19 protein-coding genes and 4 pseudogenes are annotated in these 19926 nt (G+C 62.0%); 3 read left to right on the forward strand and 20 right to left on the reverse strand.

Translation table 11 applies throughout. From position 1 onward, the window contains the following. Nucleotides 1–31 precede the first annotated feature (31 nt). From PVW46_RS28825 to PVW46_RS20890, 20 genes and pseudogenes are all read right to left on the reverse strand, one after another. A pseudogene (locus PVW46_RS28825) lies at nucleotides 32–1459 on the reverse strand (ISL3 family transposase); the annotation flags it as partial. 162 nt (nucleotides 1460–1621) lie between these two features. Further along, nucleotides 1622–2131: pseudogene (locus PVW46_RS20800) on the reverse strand (ATP-binding protein); the annotation flags it as partial. Between the two features lie 125 nt (nucleotides 2132–2256). After that, nucleotides 2257–2955, reverse strand: coding sequence for an RES family NAD+ phosphorylase (locus PVW46_RS20805; protein ID WP_274577394.1), 699 nt, complete (start codon nucleotides 2953–2955; stop codon nucleotides 2257–2259). After that, entirely contained in the window at nucleotides 2949–3362 is a 414-nt protein-coding gene (locus PVW46_RS20810; protein WP_274577396.1) for an MbcA/ParS/Xre antitoxin family protein, read from the reverse strand. Before PVW46_RS20810 ends, PVW46_RS20805 begins: the two co-directional genes overlap by 7 nt. 218 nt (nucleotides 3363–3580) lie before the next feature. After that, entirely contained in the window at nucleotides 3581–4660 is a 1080-nt protein-coding gene (locus tag PVW46_RS20815; protein ID WP_274577398.1) for a TrbL/VirB6 family protein, read from the reverse strand. 6 nt (nucleotides 4661–4666) lie between these two features. Further along, nucleotides 4667–5071 (reverse strand): hypothetical protein, encoded by a 405-nt coding sequence (locus PVW46_RS20820; RefSeq protein ID WP_274577400.1) that lies wholly within the window; start codon nucleotides 5069–5071, stop codon nucleotides 4667–4669. Then, on the reverse strand, nucleotides 5068–5259 hold the full coding sequence (locus PVW46_RS20825; RefSeq protein WP_274577402.1) for a hypothetical protein: 192 nt from the start codon (nucleotides 5257–5259) through the stop codon (nucleotides 5068–5070). Before PVW46_RS20825 ends, PVW46_RS20820 begins: the two co-directional genes overlap by 4 nt. After that, on the reverse strand, nucleotides 5256–6245 hold the full coding sequence (locus tag PVW46_RS20830) for an ATPase, T2SS/T4P/T4SS family (RefSeq protein WP_274577404.1): 990 nt from the start codon (nucleotides 6243–6245) through the stop codon (nucleotides 5256–5258). The genes PVW46_RS20825 and PVW46_RS20830 overlap by 4 nt, the downstream gene beginning before the upstream one ends. A gap of 1 nt (nucleotide 6246) precedes the next feature. After that, nucleotides 6247–7641, reverse strand: a complete 1395-nt coding sequence (locus PVW46_RS20835; protein WP_274577405.1) for a TraB/TrbI/VirB10 family type IV secretion system protein — start codon at nucleotides 7639–7641, stop codon at nucleotides 6247–6249. Next, nucleotides 7638–8297 (reverse strand): TrbG/VirB9 family P-type conjugative transfer protein, encoded by a 660-nt coding sequence (locus PVW46_RS20840; RefSeq protein WP_443137058.1) that lies wholly within the window; start codon nucleotides 8295–8297, stop codon nucleotides 7638–7640. The genes PVW46_RS20835 and PVW46_RS20840 overlap by 4 nt, the downstream gene beginning before the upstream one ends. A gap of 38 nt (nucleotides 8298–8335) precedes the next feature. After that, nucleotides 8336–8989, reverse strand: coding sequence for a VirB8 family type IV secretion system protein (locus tag PVW46_RS20845; RefSeq protein WP_274577408.1), 654 nt, complete (start codon nucleotides 8987–8989; stop codon nucleotides 8336–8338). Between the two features lie 10 nt (nucleotides 8990–8999). Continuing rightward, nucleotides 9000–9827 (reverse strand): type IV secretion system protein, encoded by an 828-nt coding sequence (locus PVW46_RS20850; protein ID WP_443137059.1) that lies wholly within the window; start codon nucleotides 9825–9827, stop codon nucleotides 9000–9002. Continuing rightward, nucleotides 9827–10915 carry a lytic transglycosylase domain-containing protein gene (locus PVW46_RS20855; RefSeq protein ID WP_274577432.1) on the reverse strand — a complete coding sequence of 363 codons (1089 nt, stop codon included), beginning with the start codon at nucleotides 10913–10915 and terminating at the stop codon, nucleotides 9827–9829. The genes PVW46_RS20850 and PVW46_RS20855 overlap by 1 nt, the downstream gene beginning before the upstream one ends. Before the next feature lie 219 nt (nucleotides 10916–11134). Beyond that, complete coding sequence (locus tag PVW46_RS20860; RefSeq protein ID WP_274577410.1) at nucleotides 11135–13510, reverse strand: VirB4 family type IV secretion/conjugal transfer ATPase; 2376 nt, start codon at nucleotides 13508–13510, stop codon at nucleotides 11135–11137. Beyond that, the gene (locus PVW46_RS20865; protein ID WP_274577411.1) at nucleotides 13500–13778 is read right to left on the reverse strand and encodes a VirB3 family type IV secretion system protein; all 279 of its coding nucleotides are present in this window, start codon (nucleotides 13776–13778) and stop codon (nucleotides 13500–13502) included. The genes PVW46_RS20860 and PVW46_RS20865 overlap by 11 nt, the downstream gene beginning before the upstream one ends. A 12-nt stretch (nucleotides 13779–13790) precedes the next feature. Further along, nucleotides 13791–14081, reverse strand: coding sequence for a TrbC/VirB2 family protein (locus PVW46_RS20870; RefSeq protein WP_069211326.1), 291 nt, complete (start codon nucleotides 14079–14081; stop codon nucleotides 13791–13793). Beyond that, nucleotides 14078–14698, reverse strand: coding sequence for a lytic transglycosylase domain-containing protein (locus PVW46_RS20875; RefSeq protein ID WP_274577413.1), 621 nt, complete (start codon nucleotides 14696–14698; stop codon nucleotides 14078–14080). Before PVW46_RS20875 ends, PVW46_RS20870 begins: the two co-directional genes overlap by 4 nt. A 43-nt stretch (nucleotides 14699–14741) precedes the next feature. Next, entirely contained in the window at nucleotides 14742–15098 is a 357-nt protein-coding gene (locus PVW46_RS20880; RefSeq protein ID WP_028288544.1) for a hypothetical protein, read from the reverse strand. Between the two features lie 301 nt (nucleotides 15099–15399). Then, nucleotides 15400–16407, reverse strand: coding sequence for an alpha/beta fold hydrolase (locus PVW46_RS20885; protein WP_274577414.1), 1008 nt, complete (start codon nucleotides 16405–16407; stop codon nucleotides 15400–15402). Continuing rightward, nucleotides 16397–17989, reverse strand: a pseudogene (locus PVW46_RS20890) (RcgA family putative transporter); the annotation flags it as partial. The pseudogene PVW46_RS20890 and the gene PVW46_RS20885, both read right to left, overlap by 11 nt. Before the next feature lie 368 nt (nucleotides 17990–18357). On the opposite strand from PVW46_RS20890, the gene PVW46_RS20895 reads away from it, so the two are divergent. The 3 genes and pseudogenes from PVW46_RS20895 to PVW46_RS20905 all read left to right on the forward strand — a co-directional run. Continuing rightward, entirely contained in the window at nucleotides 18358–18624 is a 267-nt protein-coding gene (locus tag PVW46_RS20895) for a hypothetical protein (protein WP_069211705.1), read from the forward strand. 87 nt (nucleotides 18625–18711) lie between these two features. Further along, the gene (locus PVW46_RS20900) at nucleotides 18712–19380 is read left to right on the forward strand and encodes a hypothetical protein (RefSeq protein WP_274577416.1); all 669 of its coding nucleotides are present in this window, start codon (nucleotides 18712–18714) and stop codon (nucleotides 19378–19380) included. A gap of 15 nt (nucleotides 19381–19395) precedes the next feature. Further along, nucleotides 19396–19734: pseudogene (locus PVW46_RS20905) on the forward strand (alpha/beta hydrolase fold domain-containing protein); the annotation flags it as partial. Between the last annotated feature and the right edge of the window lie 192 nt (nucleotides 19735–19926).

Raw genomic sequence — 19926 nt, forward strand, 5'->3', positions numbered from 1 at the left:
CAAATTACACCACCTTGACGGACGTGACCTTGATCTGGCCCTCGGTCGGCCCGTTTGACCAAGGTTCCCGCAGCGCGGCGGCAACTGCGGTCTGGTCGCTATGAAGGCCACGGGCGAAGGATGAGAGTATGCTGTCCTCGGTTTCGTCGAGCCTGGCGGCCAGGGCATTCTCACGGGCGTTTCGCAGCATGTCAGTGAATCGGTCGGTCAGCTCCCGGGCGGTTGCCAGAGCTGGTAGCGCCGCTTCGATCCGCGCGACCTGGATTGCTTCAGCACAAGTCAGATGATCTCGTCCCATGGTCAGGAGCCGCGCAATCCTTCGGGCAGGTGGCGACTTTCTTGTTCCGGGCGGCACCGCTTGTTCGGCCCGGCGCTGGCGTGTCGCCCACTCACCGACGACCCGGAGACTGCCTTGAAATCCATCGGCCCGTAACCGGCGCCAGAGTTCTGCGCCATTACGGCATCCGCCGCTCCACTCCCGTTCTCGCCGAGACAACCAAGCGGTCACGCTGCTCTCGCGGATGTGAAAAACATCTTCTCACTCACCGCGGATGATCTGGCGGACCAAGCCGCGGCTCAGCCCGGTCAGGCGCACAATCCGTTTGATGGAAACACCCTTGTCTGCCATTCGGCGGAACATGTGGTTGGTCTGCTGGCGTCTTTGAAAACCCTCGAATTGCAGCCTTTCCGCAGCCGTCAAAAGCCTCGGATCGAGGGTCTCTACCCCGATAGCCTTGCGAATGGCTGGCATGTTCCGCTGCACGGCGACCAGGAAGGCGGCACTTGCATTCTCTAACAGATGCCTACAATCCGCGGCTTGAACCGCGTCCGGCATGGCACGCGCGATGGTACTGCCGTAGCCACCGTTGCGATTACGGGCAACAACCTCGATCCCGGGACGGGCGCGGAGCCGCGCTTCCACAGTGGCGGGCTCCCGGTCGGGCAGCAGATCGATGACCTTCCGCCATGCCCAGTCGTCGATACCCACCACGCGGGGGGCCGCTACAGACCACTCGGTCTTCGCCCGAACGCTGCGCAGGAACGTATCTTTGCTCACCGGCAGTAAAAGCCGTCCGGCAAGCGCCTGCGCGGGGCGCCCACCGAGAGCAATGCCGATGTGACGCACCAGTTCCTGCAAGCGTGACGTCCGGCGCGCATGTGGCCGCGTGACATCAGGCGGGAACCGTTTTGAAAAAATCTTCGTTGGGCAACTTACAGCGCGGCAACGAAATCGACGAACCAGCAGCACCAGTTCAACTTCTCGGCCATGGGCGGGGAGATCGGCTGGCCGACGCCAATACTTGCTGTGGACATGACGAGAGACCGTGCCGCAGCGGGGACATGCTGCCGAGGCATTCAGGGAACGGGCGTGGACCCGGATCCTGTTGCCATCAAGCTCAACCTGGTCGGCCTTCAACCCTGCCGGTAGAAAATCTCGTCGCGAAAACCATGAACCCATCGGCAACCTCCATTAAGTTCGCCGAGATATAGCGTTCTGGCAACTCAACTGCACCAAAGGCGCGACAGAGCCCAAAATTGACCCCTTTTGGCACCGCGGAAGCTGGCCCGATGCGGTGTAGCCACGACACAGCGCAGCCGCGTCGGGCCAGTGGTGTTTCGGCTATGCGCGGGTCTTGAAGCGCCAGCTCTCGTTTCCGGTTTCGACGATGTCACAGTGATGCGTGAGGCGATCAAGGAGTGCGGTCGTCATCTTGGCATCGCCGAAGTCGAGGTTGGTCGTGACGATGACGGAGGTTCGCTCGTATAGGCGGCTGATGAGGTGGAGCAGGAGCTGTCCACCGGTCTGCGCGAACGGCAGATAGCGCAGTTCATCAAGGATCAGGAAGTCGAGGCGGCAGAGGAGATTGGCAGCGCGGCCCTGGCGGTCAGCACGCGCCTCGGCATCCAGTTTGTTCACGAGGTCGACCACGTTGAAGAACCGACCGCGCTTGCCGCGCCTGATGCAGGATCGCGCGATGCTCACCGCGAGATGTGACTTGCCGGTTCCGGTGCCGCCGATGAGCACAACGTTGCGCTGTTGGTCGATGAAGTCACCGGTGGCAAGATCCCGCACCAGCGTCTCGTACACCGGTGTGTCCTCAAAGGTGAACTCATCGACCTCCTTGGCCAGGCGCGTATCCCCTTGTCCTGCAATGCTCCTCGTCACTCAGCACAACCTCTTCCGCAATCCGGTCCACCTTCGCATCACCTCCAGGGACTGCTCTGGAAAATGATATGGATTACAGTTCCGGGCGATTAGGTTGAGATCGCGTAGACCGATCCGTCGCCCAGGTCCTTGAACATGTCGATCTTCGCGCCGTCCCAATGATAGGTGATGTGACGTCCTTGCACAGGGGCAGAGACAACATCCGGATGAAAGGCAGCGAAACAAATGCCGCCAGGATTGCGGACGGACGGATAGACGATACCGTTCGCGCCATCGGCTCGCCGCTCTCGAGCAAAGGTCTGTGAGCGCCCGTAATCGAGTGGGTCGAGCAGGTCGTCAAACCCTGTACTGACATCGATGAGGACGGCGTCGAGCTTGCCGATCAGCTCGCGCTTGTCCGCGATCCATCCCGGCGCTTCTTCGGTCGCGGCACAAAACAGCTGGGTGTGATGGACGGTCTCGAAGAGCGCCGTTTCGAAACCGTCCGCCCCATAGAATGCGCCAAAGGTGCCGTCGTGGAACCGCCCCTGATGATCTGGGGTCACATGTACGAATGGCGCCATCAGATAGGACGCCCCCGGTCCTCCGACGCGGCGCTCTTCCGGGACGAGATCCAGATTTCCAATCGTTTGGGCAAGTCTGGGATTGGTCTTGCTTTCCCCCGAGCCGAGGAGCAACCAGTCCGCCGGGTCCGCGATGTCTTCGAAAAGATCGATTGGTGGGTGGGCAGAGTTTATCAGGCGATAGCACCTGTCCCAGGTGACCCTGATCTCGGGCGCTGTCACCATGGCCCCCGCATTGCATCGAGGTAACGCCTGACCCGCATGATGTCGGTGATCTGCCCGCCGAGCATGACGTCCAGAGCCGTCGCGCCACCGAATGCCGTATTGGGTCGCTTGATCCAGCCATAGCCTCGTGCCGGATCCTTGAAGAGCAGCCGAAGCGCCTTGTGGATCCCCATGATGTTCGACAGGCGCGCGGCCGTATCGATCCCGGCACGGCCAAGCTCCCCGGCTTTCCAGCGCCGGAACGTCCGCATGGAAATGTCGCCCATCAGAACGGCAGCCTGCTCGTCGGTCAGCCCCCAAAGCTCGGCAAGCTTGATAAAAGCGCGCTGCATGGCCTGAACCTCCTCGTCGGAGAATCGCGGCGCGGGCGCGGCGGCGTGAGGTTCAATCCGTCTGAGTTCAGGCATCTTAGCCTCCACCTGGCATTTGGCATCGATATAAGAACTTGCTGCCGTTTGTCAATGCAAGGGCCGGCGATCATTCCGCGCGATGGGAGGCACAAAGTAAGGCGAAACTTGCCCTGGTTTGTTCTGAAACCGGCTTGGGGCACCTCAGCGCGCCCTGTAACTGTGCAATCCGGCGGGATACGGGAGATGGACGTGCGGAGTTGTCAGATCGTTCATGGTTATCGCTTTCCCAGCCTGTTCAGACGGGCCAATTGCGCAAGCATGCGGGCTCCAGCGCCGGAAGAGCCGCCGGAAGGTGCCACCGGCGCGCCACCTGCGGCGTTAGGGCGGGTCGGGAGCGCTTGGGCGCCAATAAACTGCCGAGCCCGAAGCGCGGCATACTCGGCGCCTGTCGCGCCGCCGATGGCGTATCGGTTGTAAACCTGCTGGCTGCCTGCCAGGCCCCGCGCGAAAGCATAGCCCCCACCAATGCCCGCTGAAAGCGCGGGCATCATGATGTTTCCGGAGACCGACCGGACGATGAAGGGCGTCGCGAAGATGAACCCCTTGGCCATGAGCACCATCATGAAGAAGGGCAGGAGGGCGCCGATGTTCGAAGCCCCCTCCGGGTCACCGAGTTCGGCGAGCAGCGCGCGAGAGACGCCTGTGATTGTCGCGAACACGCCGGCGATGACGATGGGGTAGATTGCGAAGGAGATCAGGGCGGAGAGCCAGCGCGCGAAATAATCCTTGGTCACCTCGAAGAGGGTCAGGAAGATCATCACCGGCGCGATCCCAATCAGTAGCGTGATCATGAGCCTGGAGGCGACGATGATGAAGGCCGCCAGCCCTCCGAGGATCGAGAGCAGGAGAACGCCGAGCGTGTCGAGAAGCGCGCCGGCCATCCAGTTCAGCTCGGACCCCGCTGCGTTCAGGTAGTCTCCGAGCGCCGCGATGAGCTGGTCGAACTCTTCGGCGAAGGTCCCCGAAGGCCCTGGCGTCCCGCCGCCGACCGATGCGACCAGCGATCCGGCGATGCTGTCTATCCCGTTTAGGATGGCGGATGCGAGGGCGTTGAACTGGACCCAGTTGGTCGCGAATATGCCGATAAGGCCGATTTTCACGGCGAGCCAGAAGGCGGTCCGGCCATCCATGGATCGGTATTGGTAGATCATGTTGAGGCAGACGAGGATGACCACGAGCGTCGTTCCGAGAACCAGCATCGTTCCGACCGTGGCGGCCACGGCCCCGAACTGGGTTTCGGCCGCCGAGTCCAGATAGCCTTCGGCCGTTTCCACGAAATACGCGACGACGCTCATGACCCGCTACCAGTTGTCGGCCGCTTCGCAGATCGGCATGGCCTGCTTCCGAAGCTCGTTCGCCTGCCGCCGAAAGTCTGACGTCGCCTCGACCACGCCCCAATAGTCTGCTGAGGAATAGCGATCAAAATAGACCGCCTCTGCGGCCTCCCAGGACGGATACCGGGTGGCGCATGCACAGCTCTGCGCGTTGACGATGCGTCCCATGCTCTGAAACCGGTAAATTTGCTGGACCAGGAGCCGCTTGTAGGCGTCGCGCGCCTCGGTGATTCGCATCCACTCCGGCTCGGGCGGCCGATCGGGGCAGACATCGGGTTGATTGTCGAGCGTCGGGACCAGGTCGCGCTCGGCCGATGCGATGGTGCCCGACAAGAGAAGGAATGAACAGACGAGAGCGGCGGCGCGTTTCATGTTCCCGTCTCCGCCGACCGATCCGCGACCTCACGCTTGAGGAACGCGGTATAGCCATAGTCGCCCGCCTCGGCGGAGATCACTTCCCAGCCTTCGGCACCCCGCTCGTTCAGGGCGCGCCGCATATCTTCATAGTCCTTCTGCTTCTTCACCTTGCAGAACAGGATGTCGTACTCAAACCGCTTCATGGGTCATGCCTTTCCTGCATTCCGGTTCCGGGAAGATAGAATTCGGTGATGCCGCGTTGGCCGTCCTCGCGCCCGGCCTGGATGATCACGTCGATCGAGCTTTCGATGTACTGGACCATGTCCTGGTGGGTCATGGGGATCTCGGTCTTGAGCGCGGCGATGGCGAGACGCTGGACGGCGAGTTGCGGGGTCTCGGCGTGAAGGGTGGTCATCGAGCCGCCATGACCGGTGTTGATCGCCTCGAGGAAGGTCATGGCCTCCTTGCCGCGCACCTCGCCGAGGATGATGCGGTCGGGCCGCATGCGGAGCGTCGCGGTCAGAAGCACATCGGCGGACTGGAACTCCGCGTCCCGGTTGGTGATTAATGTGACGGCATTGGGCTGGGCGGGCAGCAGTTCCGCCGCCTCTTCGATGGTGACGATACGTTCTTCGTCGGGAACGTAGGAGAGGATCTTGCGCGCCGCGACGGTCTTGCCGGTCGAGGTGCCGCCGGAGACGATCATGTTGAGCTTGTTCTCAACGCAGAAGCGGATGGCCGCGTAGATGTCACCGGCGGCGACGACCTCGCGCAGCGCGCGGTTTTTCACCTGGCGCAGCTCTTCGAGCCTGCGCTCCTCGCCGTAGAGGAAGCGGAGTTCGATCCGGTCGAGCGGAAGGTTCGAGAAGAACCGCAGCGAGATCGACATGCCCGAGAGGACCGCGGGCGGGGTGACGACCTGGGCGCGGATGGGCCGGTCGCGATAGGCGATCGAGACCGAGACGATGGGCTTGTCCCTGCTCATCGTCGTATTTGCGGAGGAGGCGATCTGGTTCCCGAGATCACGCAGCTCGGTGACACTCAGGCGCTGGTCCAGCGCCCGCATGAAGTGATCGCCCTGGAACTCGCCCCAGCAGGTGCCATCCGGGTTGATGCAGATCTCGATCACATCGTCGCGCGTGGCATCCTTAAGCTTGTCGAGCGAGGCCTGGAGATAGGAGAGGGTCATTTCAGAAGATCTCCAGATCGCGATCGACCATGACAGTGACCCGCGCGCCCTGGTCGACATAGAGGACCGGACCGATGGAGAGGTAATCGCCGATCACGGAATCGGTGGCGCTTGCCAGATCGTCGCCCACATCCTTGAGAACGTCTCCGGTCGTCTTGTCGTCGACTTGCGCTGATGCCGCGCCAGGCGCGGCCGAGATGATGGATATCAGCGCGGCGGAACCGAAGCGTTCGTCGAAACGGGTGTCGACGAAGCCAGTGACCCCGGAACGCCCGAGTTCGTCGCCCCCGAACGAGCTGATCTGTACAGTCTGGCTATCCGGCAGGATTATCCTGTCCCAGGCAATGGTCACCCGGCGCTGCGCGATTTCGATGCCGGAGCGATAACGGCCGATGAGGCGTGACCCGCGCGGGATCAGGAGGCGCGAACCATCATAGCTGAAGACATCCTCGGAGATGATGGCGCGCGTCTGGCCGGGGAGCGAGCTGTCGAGGGCGGTCTCCATCACGGCCTGGATCATCGTGCCCTGGATGACGGTGTTCGAGGGGTTGGCGATCACCTCGGCCTGGGTGACCGTGCTCGGCAGCGCGCCGTTCAGAACGAAATCCGTCACCTCGCCCAATCTACGTTCCGAGAGGTCTGTCTCACCTGCGATGGCACCGCCCGAGCTACCGAAAGCGATCACTGGTGAAGCGATCCGGCGTTCCTGAAACGCACGTTCCTCTTCGGCCCGGCGTTTGAGCTCCGCCAGTCGCCGCTCTTCTTCCTCAATTCGGCGCCGTTCCTCTTCGCGGAAGCGAAGCTCTTCTTCGGTGGGCCCGATTGGGGCGGGCGACGGTTTGTTGACTTCGAGCAGCGCAAGGTCCAGGTCCATCCGCAGCTCCTGGAGTTCGCGGTCCCGCGCGGCAAGTTCCTCTTGAAACAGCTTCTGGGCCTTGTCGGACGCCTCCCTCAGTGCTGCGATTTGCGCTGTCAGACCGTCGATCGCCTTGGCTGCGGCATCGCCACCCGCGACCACCGGTTTCGGCGCGTTTTTCAATTCGTCGATCTGCGCCTGCAACGCCTCTATTTGTGCGAGGAGTTCTGCATTGGGTTCGGTGGGGGCAGGCTCGACAAGCACGATTTCCGGTTCGGGGGCAGGGGGCGGGACGAAGGGATCAATGCCGCCGAAACCGTCGCCTTCGAGCTGGAATTCGTCGGGCGTCGCCGTCGGCAGCGCAGGTTCTTTTTCCGGCGGCGTGAACAGAAAGAGCACCAGGCCGCCGGCAATGATGAGGCCCAACATCAGAACGGCGAGCAGTCGGGAGCGCCGTATCGGGGGTGCGCCTCGGTGCTTGCCGCGCTGTTCGAGGGCGGCAAGACGTCTTTCGAGATCTGGGTTCGGGTTGTCGCTCATGAGGGGCTTCCCCGGGGCGGCGTCGCCTCGATGCAGACAACCTCTTCGCCCAGTCGCAGCACCCATTGACGATTGACGCCCGAGACGCGGATCACACCCCCCTCGATCGCACCGGTGTTCACCGTGCGCTCACGCCCTTTCGCATAGCGAAAAATTGCCGGGACCGGTGCGTTTCGCGGGAAGGCGAAATAGGTGAAGGTGCCATCATCCCAGACTCTCGTCGGGGTGAACTCGGTCCGCGCGCTGGCGCCGTAATTGGTGTTCGGCGCCGCGCGTGCGATGGCGTTTGCCGGACGTCGGTTGTTCTGCGGGTAACGGAACTGGACCACGTAGAAGGTCGGATTCGAGACCTCGCTGACGTCGAAGTAATAGCTCCGTCGATTGGTGTAGACGGTGACATTGGTACGGAGGTCGCCAGCGAGGGGTTTGATCGCGAAGGCGCGGCCGCCCGGCACGCCGTCGATCTCGAACCCTTCCGTGTCACCGGCGATGATCGACCGGATGCTTTCGCCCTCGCCAAACTCGATGGTCGTGACATGGGTGAGCGAGATGCTGAGGCGGTAGACCTGGCCCTCCTGGTAGGTGGCGATCCGGACGCGGCTGTCGTTCGGGCCGCCACGCGGGATAGCCTCGGCAGACGCGAGGGTGGGCGCCAAGGCAAGACACACATAGATGAAGGACAAGACGCGCAAACCTAATTCTCCAATCTGTCGGAGCGGATCGAATATTCGACTACCGTGAAGCCGAACGGGTTGGTCCAGACCTCGTCGATGGACCGCCTCTCCTCGGGGCGGAATTCGAAGAGGAGCGTCGCGGTGAACAGCCCCGCCTGAACGCCCTGGATCGAGGTCAGGCGCTTGCGCAGTCGCACGGACGCCCGGTTTGCCCCGATCCGGTTGATGCTGAGGATTTCGACATCGAGCCGGGCATTCGGTCCGTAGACCGTCGGTGGATAGTCGGCGTTTGCCGAGTTCCAGATCTGGCGGAGCGAGGCCTGGGCCGCTCCGTCGGAGCGGCGCAAGACGCTGCGAATACGCAGGTCGTTGTCGATTTGGTTATAGATCTCGCGGTCGGTCACGTATCGGAAGACCTCCGCTTCGATAATCGCTCGGTTCTCGGTGACGGTGGTAGCGCCGACCGAGGCTTCGGGCAGGGCGAAGCCGGTCTCGGGATCGTAAGGGACAACGACGGGCGGGGGATCGACATCGAGGATGGCCACGGCCGCCGCGCTCAAACTGCCCAGGATGCCGAAAATCAGGCCAAGGAGCCCCAGGCGCTGCCAGAGCCGTTCCCGTCTCAGTGCGCCGTAGACCAGTTCCTCCTCGATGATGGCCGTTTCTTCGTCCAACAATCAGTCCTCAGTCCGCATTCAGTTCCGGGAGAGTGAACTCCATGAATCGCTGTTCCTCGGCGATGGTCGCGGCAGTGATGACACCACCGGTGCCGTCACCCACGGTCTGGATCGCTTCGAGCTGCCACATGGCCACGAGCGCGATGGCAAGCTCCGCCGTCACGCGGGTGTTGAGATCGACGCTCTCTTTCAACTCATCCATGTCGTCGATGAGTCCGACCAGCCGGTCGATGCGCTTGAGGGATTGCCCGGCATCGTCGTAGCTGTTCTGGGCCGCGGCAGAGAGGAGAGCGCCTGTCGCGGCCCGGGTTGCTGTTCGCGCGGCGCCGGGATTGCCGCTGCGGGCCATTTCGGCGAGCGTGTCCTCGTCAAACCCGAGGTCGGCCAGAACCCGGTCCATCTGGGGTTCGATTGCCTCGGCGCCGGATCCGGTGAGGCCGGAGAAATCCCCGGTCTTGATCGCCTCGATGGTTGCCAGGATGTCGCCGAATTCCTGGTCGAGGAGGCCGTTCAACTCGTCCTCCATCTGGGTTTGGATGATTTCCGGGAGTTCGGCGAGGCGCGTCAGCGCCTCATAGGTCCGCTGCAGCTCCGCGAGCTGATCCGTGAGTAGGCCAAGTTGTTCGCGCAGTTGGGTGAGTTGCTTGTTCTGCAGGATCTCGTCCTCGATCATCTGCCGGAGTTGCTGGATGTTCTGGGCGATGTTCCGGGCGTCGATGACCGGCACGCCCTGGGCCTTTGCCTGGGTGAGGGTCAGGATTGGCAGGCTGAGTGCCAGGGCGCTGGCAAGGGCCAGTGTGCTGAGCGGTGTTGCAATGACAAATCTGCCGGGCATCATTCCAGATCCTCCAAAGTGAAATCCATGAATTCGTTCTCGGCCAGGCGTGCTGCCGCCTGGGCCAGTTGGCCGGCGCTCAGTGGCTGGGTCCGTGCGGCCTTGAGGCGAATGCGCACGGCCATCAGGCGGACCAGTTCGGCCCGGGCATAGGTGTTGAGCGCCATGCTCTCCTGGATGTCCCGGGTCGCGCCAATCCGGATGACAATGTCATGGATGCGCTGTGCCGCCTGTCGGATCGCGGCAGGGGAGTTGTTGCCGTAAACTGCCGCGCCGTGGCCGGTGAGCGACAGGTGGGCATTGGCGAAGAGCGTGGGATCGATCGTGCCGAGGGCTTCAATGCCGCCGATCCGGGCGAGGTAGAGATTGTAGCGTTCAGGGATGACCGTGACGTAGTGCCGGGTCTCCTTGAAAGGCGGCACGCCGCCATACTCGAACACCCGGCCCGGACCCGCGTTATAGGCCGCGAGCGCGTTGATGATATGGCCATCGAAGGTGGCGAGCTGCGCCGCGAGATAGCGCGCCCCGCCCGTCACTTGCAGATAGGGGCTGTCGTAATATTCGGGATTGATGCCGAGGTCGCTGGCGGTGCCCGGCATGATCTGGGTAAGACCGAAGGCCCCGACGGGAGATCGTGCCCCGATGGAAAAGCGGCTTTCCTGCCAGATCAACGCCTGCAGGAGGGCCCGCCATTGTACGACCGACAGACCCGCGCGGCCGACGCCTGCGAGGCCCGCGGTCTCCTGGGCAACCCGGATGATCAATTGCTCGATGGTCTCTGCCGCGTCCCCGAACATCTGGGTGCCGCCCGGATTGGGATCGAAATCGCCCAGGCCGTAGACCGCCGCGACGGACCGGTCCGGATCGCCGCCACCCCTCTCGAGATCGTCGACCATATTCGACAGGTCCGCACCGTCGAAACTTGTCTGCGCGTGGAGGATGTCGCGCAACACCGCGAGCTGTTTCCGCTCGATCTCGGCCAGAAGTTCACGGGTGGTGAGTTTGTCGCGCTGCAGGGCGAGGTCGGCATCCCGATCGCCCGTCTCGACGATTTCGCGTACCGTCAATCCGGAATCGTTGACGGGCACGCCCTGGGCCAGGGCGGTTGCGGGCAGAAGGGCTGCCAGGAGGATATGAGCGGGCCTAGATCTCAACGCCGTCCTCCGGGGCTTGGAGGGGTGTGAAGGTGCATTCCGGCTCGGCTTGGCCGTGGGAGGCGCGGAAGGCGAAGCAGTTGGCCTCCGGTTCCCGATACTGCGCGCAAGACGCCAGGGCACAGAGCATTGCGAAGAGAAGAGCGATGCGGGTCATGAGAGCCTCCAGAAATCCGGGCGGCTGCGGAAATCTTCCCCGACGAGGGCCTCGCCCTTCTCCATGCCGCCCAGGATGGTGAGGAGGGGGCCGAGCGCCGAGAGGTCGGCATCGACCACCACCGAACCGCTGTCGTCGCGGATGAGCGCGAGTCGGCTGTCGCTGCCTGTGTTCAGGAGCACGTCGAGTTCCTTTTCGCTGAGATTCAGCATCGCGTAATCGCCAGGCTGCGCGCGCATGTTCGGGAGCAGGATCTGCGTTGGCACCGCCTCGACAATGGTCTTGCCTGTCCGCGTGCGCTCGAGCTGGCTCGCGTACTGCGTCATCATCACCGCGACCGTGTTCTGTTTCCGTGCGGTCACAAGCCAGTTCGACAGCCGTTCTGCGAAATAGGCGTTGTCGAGCGCTTTCCAGGCCTCGTCGATGACGATGATCGTGGGCCGGCGGTCCTCGATTTCCCGCTCGATCCGGCGGAAGAGATAGGAGAGGACTGCCATGCGCTCCCGCTCGCTTTCGCTGTCGAGGATGCCGGTCAGATCGAAGCCGACGACATCGCCTTCGAGCGAGAAGGTGTCCTCGAGGCTCTGCCCGAAGATCCAGCCATAGCGGCCGTCCTCGGTCCATTCGAGGAGACGCTGGTGCAGGTCACCATTGTCGTCCGTGGAGACGAAGAGCGAGGCGAAATCGCGCCAGTTCCGCAAGGCGGGGTCGGTTGCGGTGGCGTTCTGGCGGACCACCTCCTGGATGCGGTTGGTCTGGGCCGGCGTGAGGGGTTTGTCAGACCGGTGAAGGAGCGAGGCCAGCCAGTCCGAGAGCCAGGCCGTGCCGCGGGCGTCAATCTCGGTCCAGAGCGGGTTGAGACCGGTCGCCTGTCCGGCCCTGATCGAGGCGTAGCGCCCGCCATTGGCGCGCACCGCCATCTCCATGCCGAGCCGGTAGTCGAAGACGAAGATGCGCGCCCCGACGCGCCGGGCCTGCGTCATCAGGAAGGCGGAGAGGACGGATTTGCCGGAACCTGGGCGGCCCAGAATGAGCGTGTGCCCGCCGGTAGGTTCGCTCGAAGGCGCGCCCTGCTCATGATAGGAGAAGCGGTAGCCGCTCTGTTCGGGCGTCGGGAAGAGCGTGATCTCCTGCCCCCAGGGCAGCTGGTGTTTCTCTTTCCCGAGCTGTGTGCGATGCAGCGCCGCGAAATCCGCGAAGTTGCGGTTGGTGACGGCACTGGCGCGGACGCGCTTCGGCTGATTGCCCGGGTGCTGGCTGAAATAATGCGACTTCGCCGCCATCCGCTCGCCGATCATCTTCACGCCCTCGGCCGCGGCGGCATTCACGATCTCGGCCCCGAGGGTCTGCAGCTCGTCGAGACTGTCGCCGAAAACGGTCACGACCATGTGGTGCTCACCGAAACTCTGGCGTTTGGCCTCGAGATCGTCATGGGCGATGTCGAGCGCCTCGAGGAGCGAGAGCGCGGCATCCTGGGAGGCCTGCATCTGGCGCTTCTGGCGCTTGATCCGGCCCGCCATCAGGTTCGAATTGATCGGCGTGAAGGAATGCGTGACGATCATGTCGACCGGAAGGTTCAGCATGTCGAACATGGTGCAGGTGGTAGCTTCGGAATATTCACCGATGGTGAAGCTCTTGCCGAAGCGGTGACCAACCACGCCGCCCGAGAGTTCGAAGTGATCCTCGCGAAAGGTCACGCGGGTGTTGGCGACGTTGGCGGCGAGAAAGCCGTAACGGTTTGCCGGGTAGAGCGGCAGTTCGCGGCCGGTGTTAAGCGCGCCCAGGAAGCCGACGAGTTCGCCTGAGGCGGCCGAGAGCAGACGGGGTTTGAGTTCGGCGAGACCGGAGGTGAGAACCCTGACCGCGTCCTTGAGGCGTCGGACCCTCTTGGCCGTTTCTTCCTTGAACCGCTCCGGCGCGCTTCGGTTCACGAAGCCGAGGAAACTCTTCGGCGGCGGGCGATGAATGATGGTGAGCGTCAGGGTCTTGTCGCGAAGACCCGCCGATCCCAGCCTCGAACGCCAGGCCTCATCCACCGCCGCTGCAAAACCGTCCCCCCGGACCGGGAGCAGCTCCGGCGTGATCGACTTCGAGACCTTGTGGACATAGTAGCTGAACTCGGGCCCGAGTTGCGCGATGATCCGGGCGAAGAGGGCGGTCATCTTGTCGAGATAGGCGTCGTCGGCAGTGTAACTGTTCACGCCGCCGAGGCGGACACACTGGAAGAGCTCGTTGACCCGTGTCCGGACCGTATGGTCATCGACGAGGCTGACATAGGGCAGCATATGCGCGAGGTGTTTTTCCCGGGCAGACCAGTCTGGCAGAAGGGTGCGCTCATCATAGGTCTCGTCCAGGGCTTGATTATGGCGCATAGCTGTCGCCCCCGTGGATGGCCCGGTTCCGCGTCGGCGGGGTTTCCTGGAGCGCCGTCATCATCACGTCGATGAAACGCGGGTCCCAGTCTGCCGCTTTCCAAAGCACGGGATAAAGCACTGCCGCGACACCCAGCACGAGCATGTTCTGCGCCCAGACGAACAGGAGCACCGAGCCGAAGAGCCAGACCATGGCGTACATGATCGGCAGGCCGAGGAGTTTCGGCGGGCGCACAAGGCCCAGGAAGAGGGGGGATCGCTCTGCCATGGCGTCGTTTCCCTAGGCTCCAAACACGGCGGCAACGATTGTTGGCGCTGCGGCCACACCCGCGATGCCCACCAGCACCCAGAGCGCCTGGCGCAGATCGATGATGTTCATGAACCAGCTGATGAAGACCCCGAGGACGGCAAGGGTGGCGAGAACGACGCCCAGTGGACCGGTCAGGGCATCCACGATCCCCTGCAGGAGGCTCTGGATCGGGGAGAGGTCGATGCTTTGCGCGAGTGCCGGCTCGGCAATGACCACGATAAACGTGGCGGACAGGACAATGGTTGCGACAGGGTTTTTCATGAAGTCTCTCCTTCCAGCCGATTGAAGACGGCCAGCACCCGCTGGATGTGGGAATGGGTTTCTCGAAACGGAGGAATGCCGCGATGTTCGCGCAGGGCGTCCGGCCCGGCGTTGTAGGCGGCGAGCGCAAGGCGTATGTCACCGAACTCGGCCAGCATCTGGGCGAGGTAGCGGGCCGATCCGTCGAGGTTCTGCCGCACGTCATGGGGATCGACGCCGAGCGCGCGAGCCGTATCGGGCATGAGTTGTCCGAGCCCGATCGCCCCGGCATGGGAGACGGCGCTCGGGTCGTAGGCGCTCTCGACCTCGATATTGGCCCGATAGAGGTTCAGCCAGTCGGTGACAGTCAGGCCGGCTGTTCGAAGGCCGGGGTGACCGGCGTAGCGCAGCCCAGTGCTTTCGATGGCGGCCAGAATGTCGGGACCGGGCGCCGGCGCTCGAGGTGCCACCGCCGCGATCCGCGACGCCTCATCCTCTGCAGAACTGCCGTCGCCACCAAAGATGTGCAGCCCGTCCGAAGCGGATCCTTGGCCAATCCCGTCATTGTAGGTGCGGGCAAAACTGGATTGTGCGCGCGACGGTGAGAGCGATCCATCGCTTCCCATCACCAGCACCATTTCGCCGGATACCGGAAAGCTCAGGAAGGAGAGAAGAAGGACGCTAACCCCTGCTGGCAGCGATCTCCTCGCCGGAAAGCTTCTGAACCGTCCGCTTGCCTTCCTCGAGCGGGATGTCGGCATGGGAGAACCCGATGCCCTGCAGGAAGGAGATGACGCCGGTGACGGTCCTGATCTCGCGGATCTTGATGTCGTTGCGCGACGTGCGGGTCCGCGCAGTGACGAGGAGTTTTTCGACGCCTTCGTCGCTGACAGCCCGCAAAATCCAGACCCCGTGCCAGTTGGGGCCCTTCTTGAAGGCGTCCTCCTTGCAGACAACTTCGACGCGATAGCCGCTGGCGACCAGATCGCGGAATCTGGGTTCGGTGACCACATTCGGTGCTTCTTTTTCTAGGTCCATCACCCGGATCACGCTCCCCTTAAAGGCGAATGGCCGGGCCAAGGATGTTGAAGCCCAGACATACAATCATATAGTTTTGACTCGCAAGATATATTAACCGCGCGACAAGCGGATTCTCGCTCACACCCCGATTAGACCGGGGAGGCGGTACCAATCAAGAAAATTAACGGCTTACGACACCGTTGTTCACCCCCTCTCCAAGGTGCGGCTGTTATAGCTTTGCTTATCAAAACCGCAGGGGGCCATCCGTGTGATCAAGCCAGTTGCTGCGGATCACTGGCGCGGTTTCCTCCCAAGTGGGTCACCGTCCATGCCTGAGCAACCGGGCTGTGCTCAAACCGGCCCAAAGGATGTAGGGTGGCATCGACAGTGAATAATGCCCGCAATTCAGCTCCAGGATCCCGGGATTGGCACCGGCGTCCTTCAGGGTTTGCACCAATCTTTCGGACTGGTCCGGAAGAACCACCGTGTCTCTCCTGGCCAGCACCAGGTGAAGGTCGAGATCGTCGCGTGCCAGGAGATGCGCGAAATTCTCCAGATCCAGAGGGCCCCAGGCCCGTCGGAGATCTTCCTGGTCTATCGCGGGCTCGAGACTCTTGCGGATTGCCTGTGTCGCGCGACCTGTCCAGACCATATCCGCCAGGCTGCCGGCAGTCAGGAAGAGGGCCGCTTTCGACACCGCAGGTTCGTGGGCCGCGATAAGCCCCGCCACCCAGGACCCCAGGCTCATTCCGAGAACGGAAATCTCGCCGTACCCCTCGCGCTGCAACCAACCGATGAGCTTGCGCCCATCCCACACGGCTTGCCGCAGCGACTGGATGGTTCGGCCGAGGTTGGCGCTGAGCATGTGGTCGGCATATAGCGAACCGGGCCGGCTGCGCTCGAAGTGATACGGCAGGGCGATTTCGACAACGGTGATCCCGCGCCGCGCGAAAAACCTTGCGATCTGACGATACCTTGCGGACGCATTCCAATGGTGGAAGACCACCAACGCCTGACCCCGCGATCCGCTGTCGGTTACCTTCGCCCAGACGGTATTGTTCTCTTCGACCTCGCTGGACATGCCGGAACGAAACCTGAGCCGGTCGTCTTCAAACTCGAACGTCGGATCGGCCCCGGTAGGCTCATCGAAATAGCCAGGATCCGCGACAGCGTGATCAGCCAGTGCGCAGAACTCCGTGATGCTCTCGACTCGTCCCGCACCCGGAAAGGCGAGGTCCGCGCCCAGGGCGAAGCGGGTGGTTGTCTTGACCGCGTCCCCTCGCGCCGCGCGGCGCTCGTCCCACCGATCGAGCCAGCTATGAAACACTGAGGTTGCCTCCTTGATCCACCGCTTTCCCTGACCCAAACGTCGGATCAACCAGGCCGTACATCGCGGGAAGCAGACCGATGCCCAACAAGATCGAAAACCCGGAAAACGCATCGATCAGCAAATAGCCAGCGACGAGCAAGGCCAGGACCGCCAACATCAGACCCATTACGCCGCAAACCCGGAATCGGGTTTCGTCCCCTTGGTGCCGCCAGATCGTCCTGAGACACAGGGCACAATGCAGAAAAACAAAACAGGCGGCCAAAGTGACCAGCAGGCTGCTGTAATGCGTCGGCCTGACATAGGCGATTTGCTCTCCCAAAGCATCACCGGCTTTGAAGACCGACGTCAGATCGTCTCGCAGCCAGTCGAGGATATTCTCGGCGTTCGTGGTCACATAGGCACTCTGTAGCTTCATGCAGATGGCGACCAGGACACCCAGAAGTGCGCAGCGAAATGTTCCGCCCAGAACCTTGACAAGGATCTCCTCAGTGTCGCGATGGCGTTCGGCACTCTGTCGATAGTCTACCGCACCGCAGATATCCGAAAGGTCATGGGCCAAGGTGTAGACCAGGAAGAGCCCTGCGAAGAACAGGAAAAAGCACAGGCTCATGTAAAGGTAGGCGAGGCCGGTGAACAGGATCGACGCCGGCACCGAAACGATCTCGGGATGCACAATCGCAATGGCGCCCCAGTCGATGGCATAATCGCCGCGGTCACCGTGTATCAGGGGGAGCAAAGTCGTTGCCATCCATTGAAAGAGACCGGCAAATGGCAGGCAAATGATAAGAACCACCCAGTAAGTCACCGAAGATGCTTCGACCTTACACGTCCAGGCGTCAATGCTTGCCGTCTGGTCGATCAACTTCGCGAGCCTTGAGCGGGCACCGTTTCTCCAGAAGGCCAGCATTTCGACAACGAACACGAAAAAAAGCGGCATGAACACCATGAAAAGGAATGTCCAGTTCGGGGCCCACAGAAATCCGACCTGTTTGATCAGCCCGTCCGGCCTTTTATAGGCGACACTGTGAATGCCCAGAAAAAACGAGGTGAATCCGAGCGCGACGGCGCCCGCGAATACAGTCGCCGGCAGATCCAGTGGTGAACCACGGCTGAAGATCACTTCAGATGCCCTCGCCAGTCTGAACTGTTGCTTTGCCTTTGAGCCCGCGATGTCACGATCGAGTGGTTGTTCGGAAGTGCGAGCAACATTGTTCTCCAGAGCTTCGTTTGCCGAATTGTCTGGGCGCCCTTGGGTATCGCCGGACTCCAGCCTCTTGCGTCGCGCGCGCCTCTTGGCCACCAGCCGCGCATGCGCCGCACTCAGTTCCGCCTGCCATTTGCTGGTGGCTTCGGGATCGTCGCAGCCGAAGACCCTTGCCAGCCAGCGAATGTTCTCGGAGCTGACCCCCTTGTCGGTGTCCTGAAACCAAAGCTGTACCGTGCGGAGATCCACCCCGGTTCGGTTGGCATCGATTTGTGAGATCGCGGTAGCGAGGAGATCTGGAGTCCATGGTCCCGTGGGAAACCCGTCCTTGTCCACCGGCCGACCTGCACCCGCGTCACTAAAGCGTAGAAATAATTCCTTGAAGGCCTTCCGTCACCTGGTGGAGGAACAAAATGTTTTCCATTCTTTATCAAGTGCGTACCGGAGTTCGTTTCGTTCTGTTTCGCCAGATTTCACATCGTATCGTGATTTAGTCCGGCTTGAAAATACAACTATAAGACGAGTTGATCGACGCTCGGAGAACGCGTTCCGTGTATTGATCAACCGATGTGAGCGGGAGCAGAAGTTTTGGAGCAACGAATTGGCGGCAGGTTACTTGCCGAGGGGATTTTAGAAGCGATTTGTCGGGCAAGTACTCGGGAAGAGCACAAAAGTCCGGTGCAAACCCGGGCAGGAAAGTCTGGAGGCAACGTTCGTGGCCCGGCCTGCTCACGAGAATTGGCATGACCAAGATGGGCGCAAAGGAAAGATTGGAAGCGACGGCCATTGCGCGGTTGTTTGGTGCCGATCGGACACGCGAAATCGGCACGGTTTATCTTTGGAACACGGCCGAGCTGACCTTTCTCTGGACGGGCACGCAGGACGAAGCCAAGTACATCGATCCCCCGGTAAGCGACGTGCAGCTGGCACATGTGAAGTCCGCGACACCGGCCGAAGTGATCGAATTTCTTATATCCCTGCCGAAGTTGGCAGCGGAGGACGCTGGTTAGTGTCATGCAGTGGGTTTCAATTGCTTGCGACAATAGTATACCATTGTCGCGTCTTGTGATTGCCCTTGAACCCTCTGGAGCCTTGTTATGATCAACGCCTCAAGCCGACTCGGCACACTTGTCACCATTGCGGTTCTCTTCGTTTTCGGGACGCAAGGTCGTGCGCAGGAACAAACCTATCCGATCGACTGCGCCATCCTGTTGTGCCTCTCTGGTGGATGGCCGGCTTCGGCTCCCTGTGCGAAAGCGCGCGCCGAGTTCATCCGCCGAATCACGCCCTGGCCGGTCGAGCCGCCATTGCAGATCTGGCGCTGCCCGATGCATGCTGCGCTGGAAGATCCAGATCCGGCCCTGCGCCTGCGGCGGATTGCCGAGATCTCAAGCACGCGGCCGTGGTCCATCACACCTGAGCCGGAGACTCTGCACCCGGCCCAAGCCGTGGGCTTAGGCGCCGACATCGACGTGAGCGGCAAAGCGTTTGACTTCATCCGCTCGATCGACGTCTTCCATGTCCAGGCCAGGCAGCACGAGAGTGGCGAAACAGGCGAATGCAACAGCTACAAACATGTCAGGCACGGCACTTATGACGCCACGGGACAGTTTCGCTGGTCGCTGATCAACAGGCCCGTTGTGCCACCGGCGTTCCAGGGATTGGAGCGATATGGCGAGCATTGTCCGACCCTTTGGGTTCGGTCTGTCTTCGTCGATTGGGAGGACAGCCAAGGCCGCTACGGTTTCGAACAGGTCGATTACTGAAAGACCTAGCTCGCCGTGAACTGGGCGGCATTTCCTCAAGGCAAGATAGGCCCCCCGCATCCTCCGGTCGCGAACAGGCGCTTCTTTCCCAAATCACCTAATGTCAGACACTGGCCCTGTGGGCAGGTTCTGGATTATCCCTTCCTCGACGGGGTCACCCCGCCCGAGGACAAGCTCGACCCGCGCAGCATCATGCCCGCATGGCGCATTGATGCGTTCAACGTGCTTTATGCCGGTGTGCCCGAAAACCTCGAGAACCCTTTGTTGTCGCCCGTGATGGCGGCACCCGAGGCTTTGGAAGGACTGCAGCCCGCGTTGACGCTGATCGCCGGGCTTGATCCGCTGCGCTTCAAGGCGCAGCGCTATGCCGGCCAAAGGCGCCTCCGGCGACACGGTATTCGCTGTGCTTTGCGGTTGCGGTCACAACATCCGCAAGATCTACGCACACCTCAGTGCTCTTTTCAGGGCTCTTTCGACCGCCATCATTGCCTGGTTGCTGGCTGAACGCTTCTGGCCTGCACCGCGAAATCCGGGCCCTCAGACCGC

The organism is Mameliella sp. AT18 (genome assembly GCF_028807275.1).
GTDB lineage: Bacteria > Pseudomonadota > Alphaproteobacteria > Rhodobacterales > Rhodobacteraceae > Antarctobacter > Antarctobacter albus.

Coding starts and splice junctions, on each gene's coding strand:
- PVW46_RS20820 (WP_274577400.1), bottom strand. CDS start 5,071: ATGAAACGCGCCGCCGCTCTCGTCTGTTCATTCCTTCTCTTGTCGGGC.
- PVW46_RS20860 (WP_274577410.1), bottom strand. CDS start 13,510: ATGCGCCATAATCAAGCCCTGGACGAGACCTATGATGAGCGCACCCTT.
- PVW46_RS20830 (WP_274577404.1), bottom strand. CDS start 6,245: ATGACCCTCTCCTATCTCCAGGCCTCGCTCGACAAGCTTAAGGATGCC.
- PVW46_RS20815 (WP_274577398.1), bottom strand. CDS start 4,660: ATGAGCGTCGTCGCGTATTTCGTGGAAACGGCCGAAGGCTATCTGGAC.
- PVW46_RS20865 (WP_274577411.1), bottom strand. CDS start 13,778: ATGGCAGAGCGATCCCCCCTCTTCCTGGGCCTTGTGCGCCCGCCGAAA.
- PVW46_RS20875 (WP_274577413.1), bottom strand. CDS start 14,698: ATGGTGCTGGTGATGGGAAGCGATGGATCGCTCTCACCGTCGCGCGCA.
- PVW46_RS20870 (WP_069211326.1), bottom strand. CDS start 14,081: ATGAAAAACCCTGTCGCAACCATTGTCCTGTCCGCCACGTTTATCGTG.
- PVW46_RS20825 (WP_274577402.1), bottom strand. CDS start 5,259: ATGAAGCGGTTTGAGTACGACATCCTGTTCTGCAAGGTGAAGAAGCAG.
- PVW46_RS20805 (WP_274577394.1), bottom strand. CDS start 2,955: ATGGTGACAGCGCCCGAGATCAGGGTCACCTGGGACAGGTGCTATCGC.
- PVW46_RS20880 (WP_028288544.1), bottom strand. CDS start 15,098: ATGGACCTAGAAAAAGAAGCACCGAATGTGGTCACCGAACCCAGATTC.
- PVW46_RS20900 (WP_274577416.1), top strand. CDS start 18,712: ATGATCAACGCCTCAAGCCGACTCGGCACACTTGTCACCATTGCGGTT.
- PVW46_RS20835 (WP_274577405.1), bottom strand. CDS start 7,641: ATGAGCGACAACCCGAACCCAGATCTCGAAAGACGTCTTGCCGCCCTC.
- PVW46_RS20895 (WP_069211705.1), top strand. CDS start 18,358: ATGACCAAGATGGGCGCAAAGGAAAGATTGGAAGCGACGGCCATTGCG.
- PVW46_RS20810 (WP_274577396.1), bottom strand. CDS start 3,362: ATGCCTGAACTCAGACGGATTGAACCTCACGCCGCCGCGCCCGCGCCG.
- PVW46_RS20850 (WP_443137059.1), bottom strand. CDS start 9,827: ATGCCCGGCAGATTTGTCATTGCAACACCGCTCAGCACACTGGCCCTT.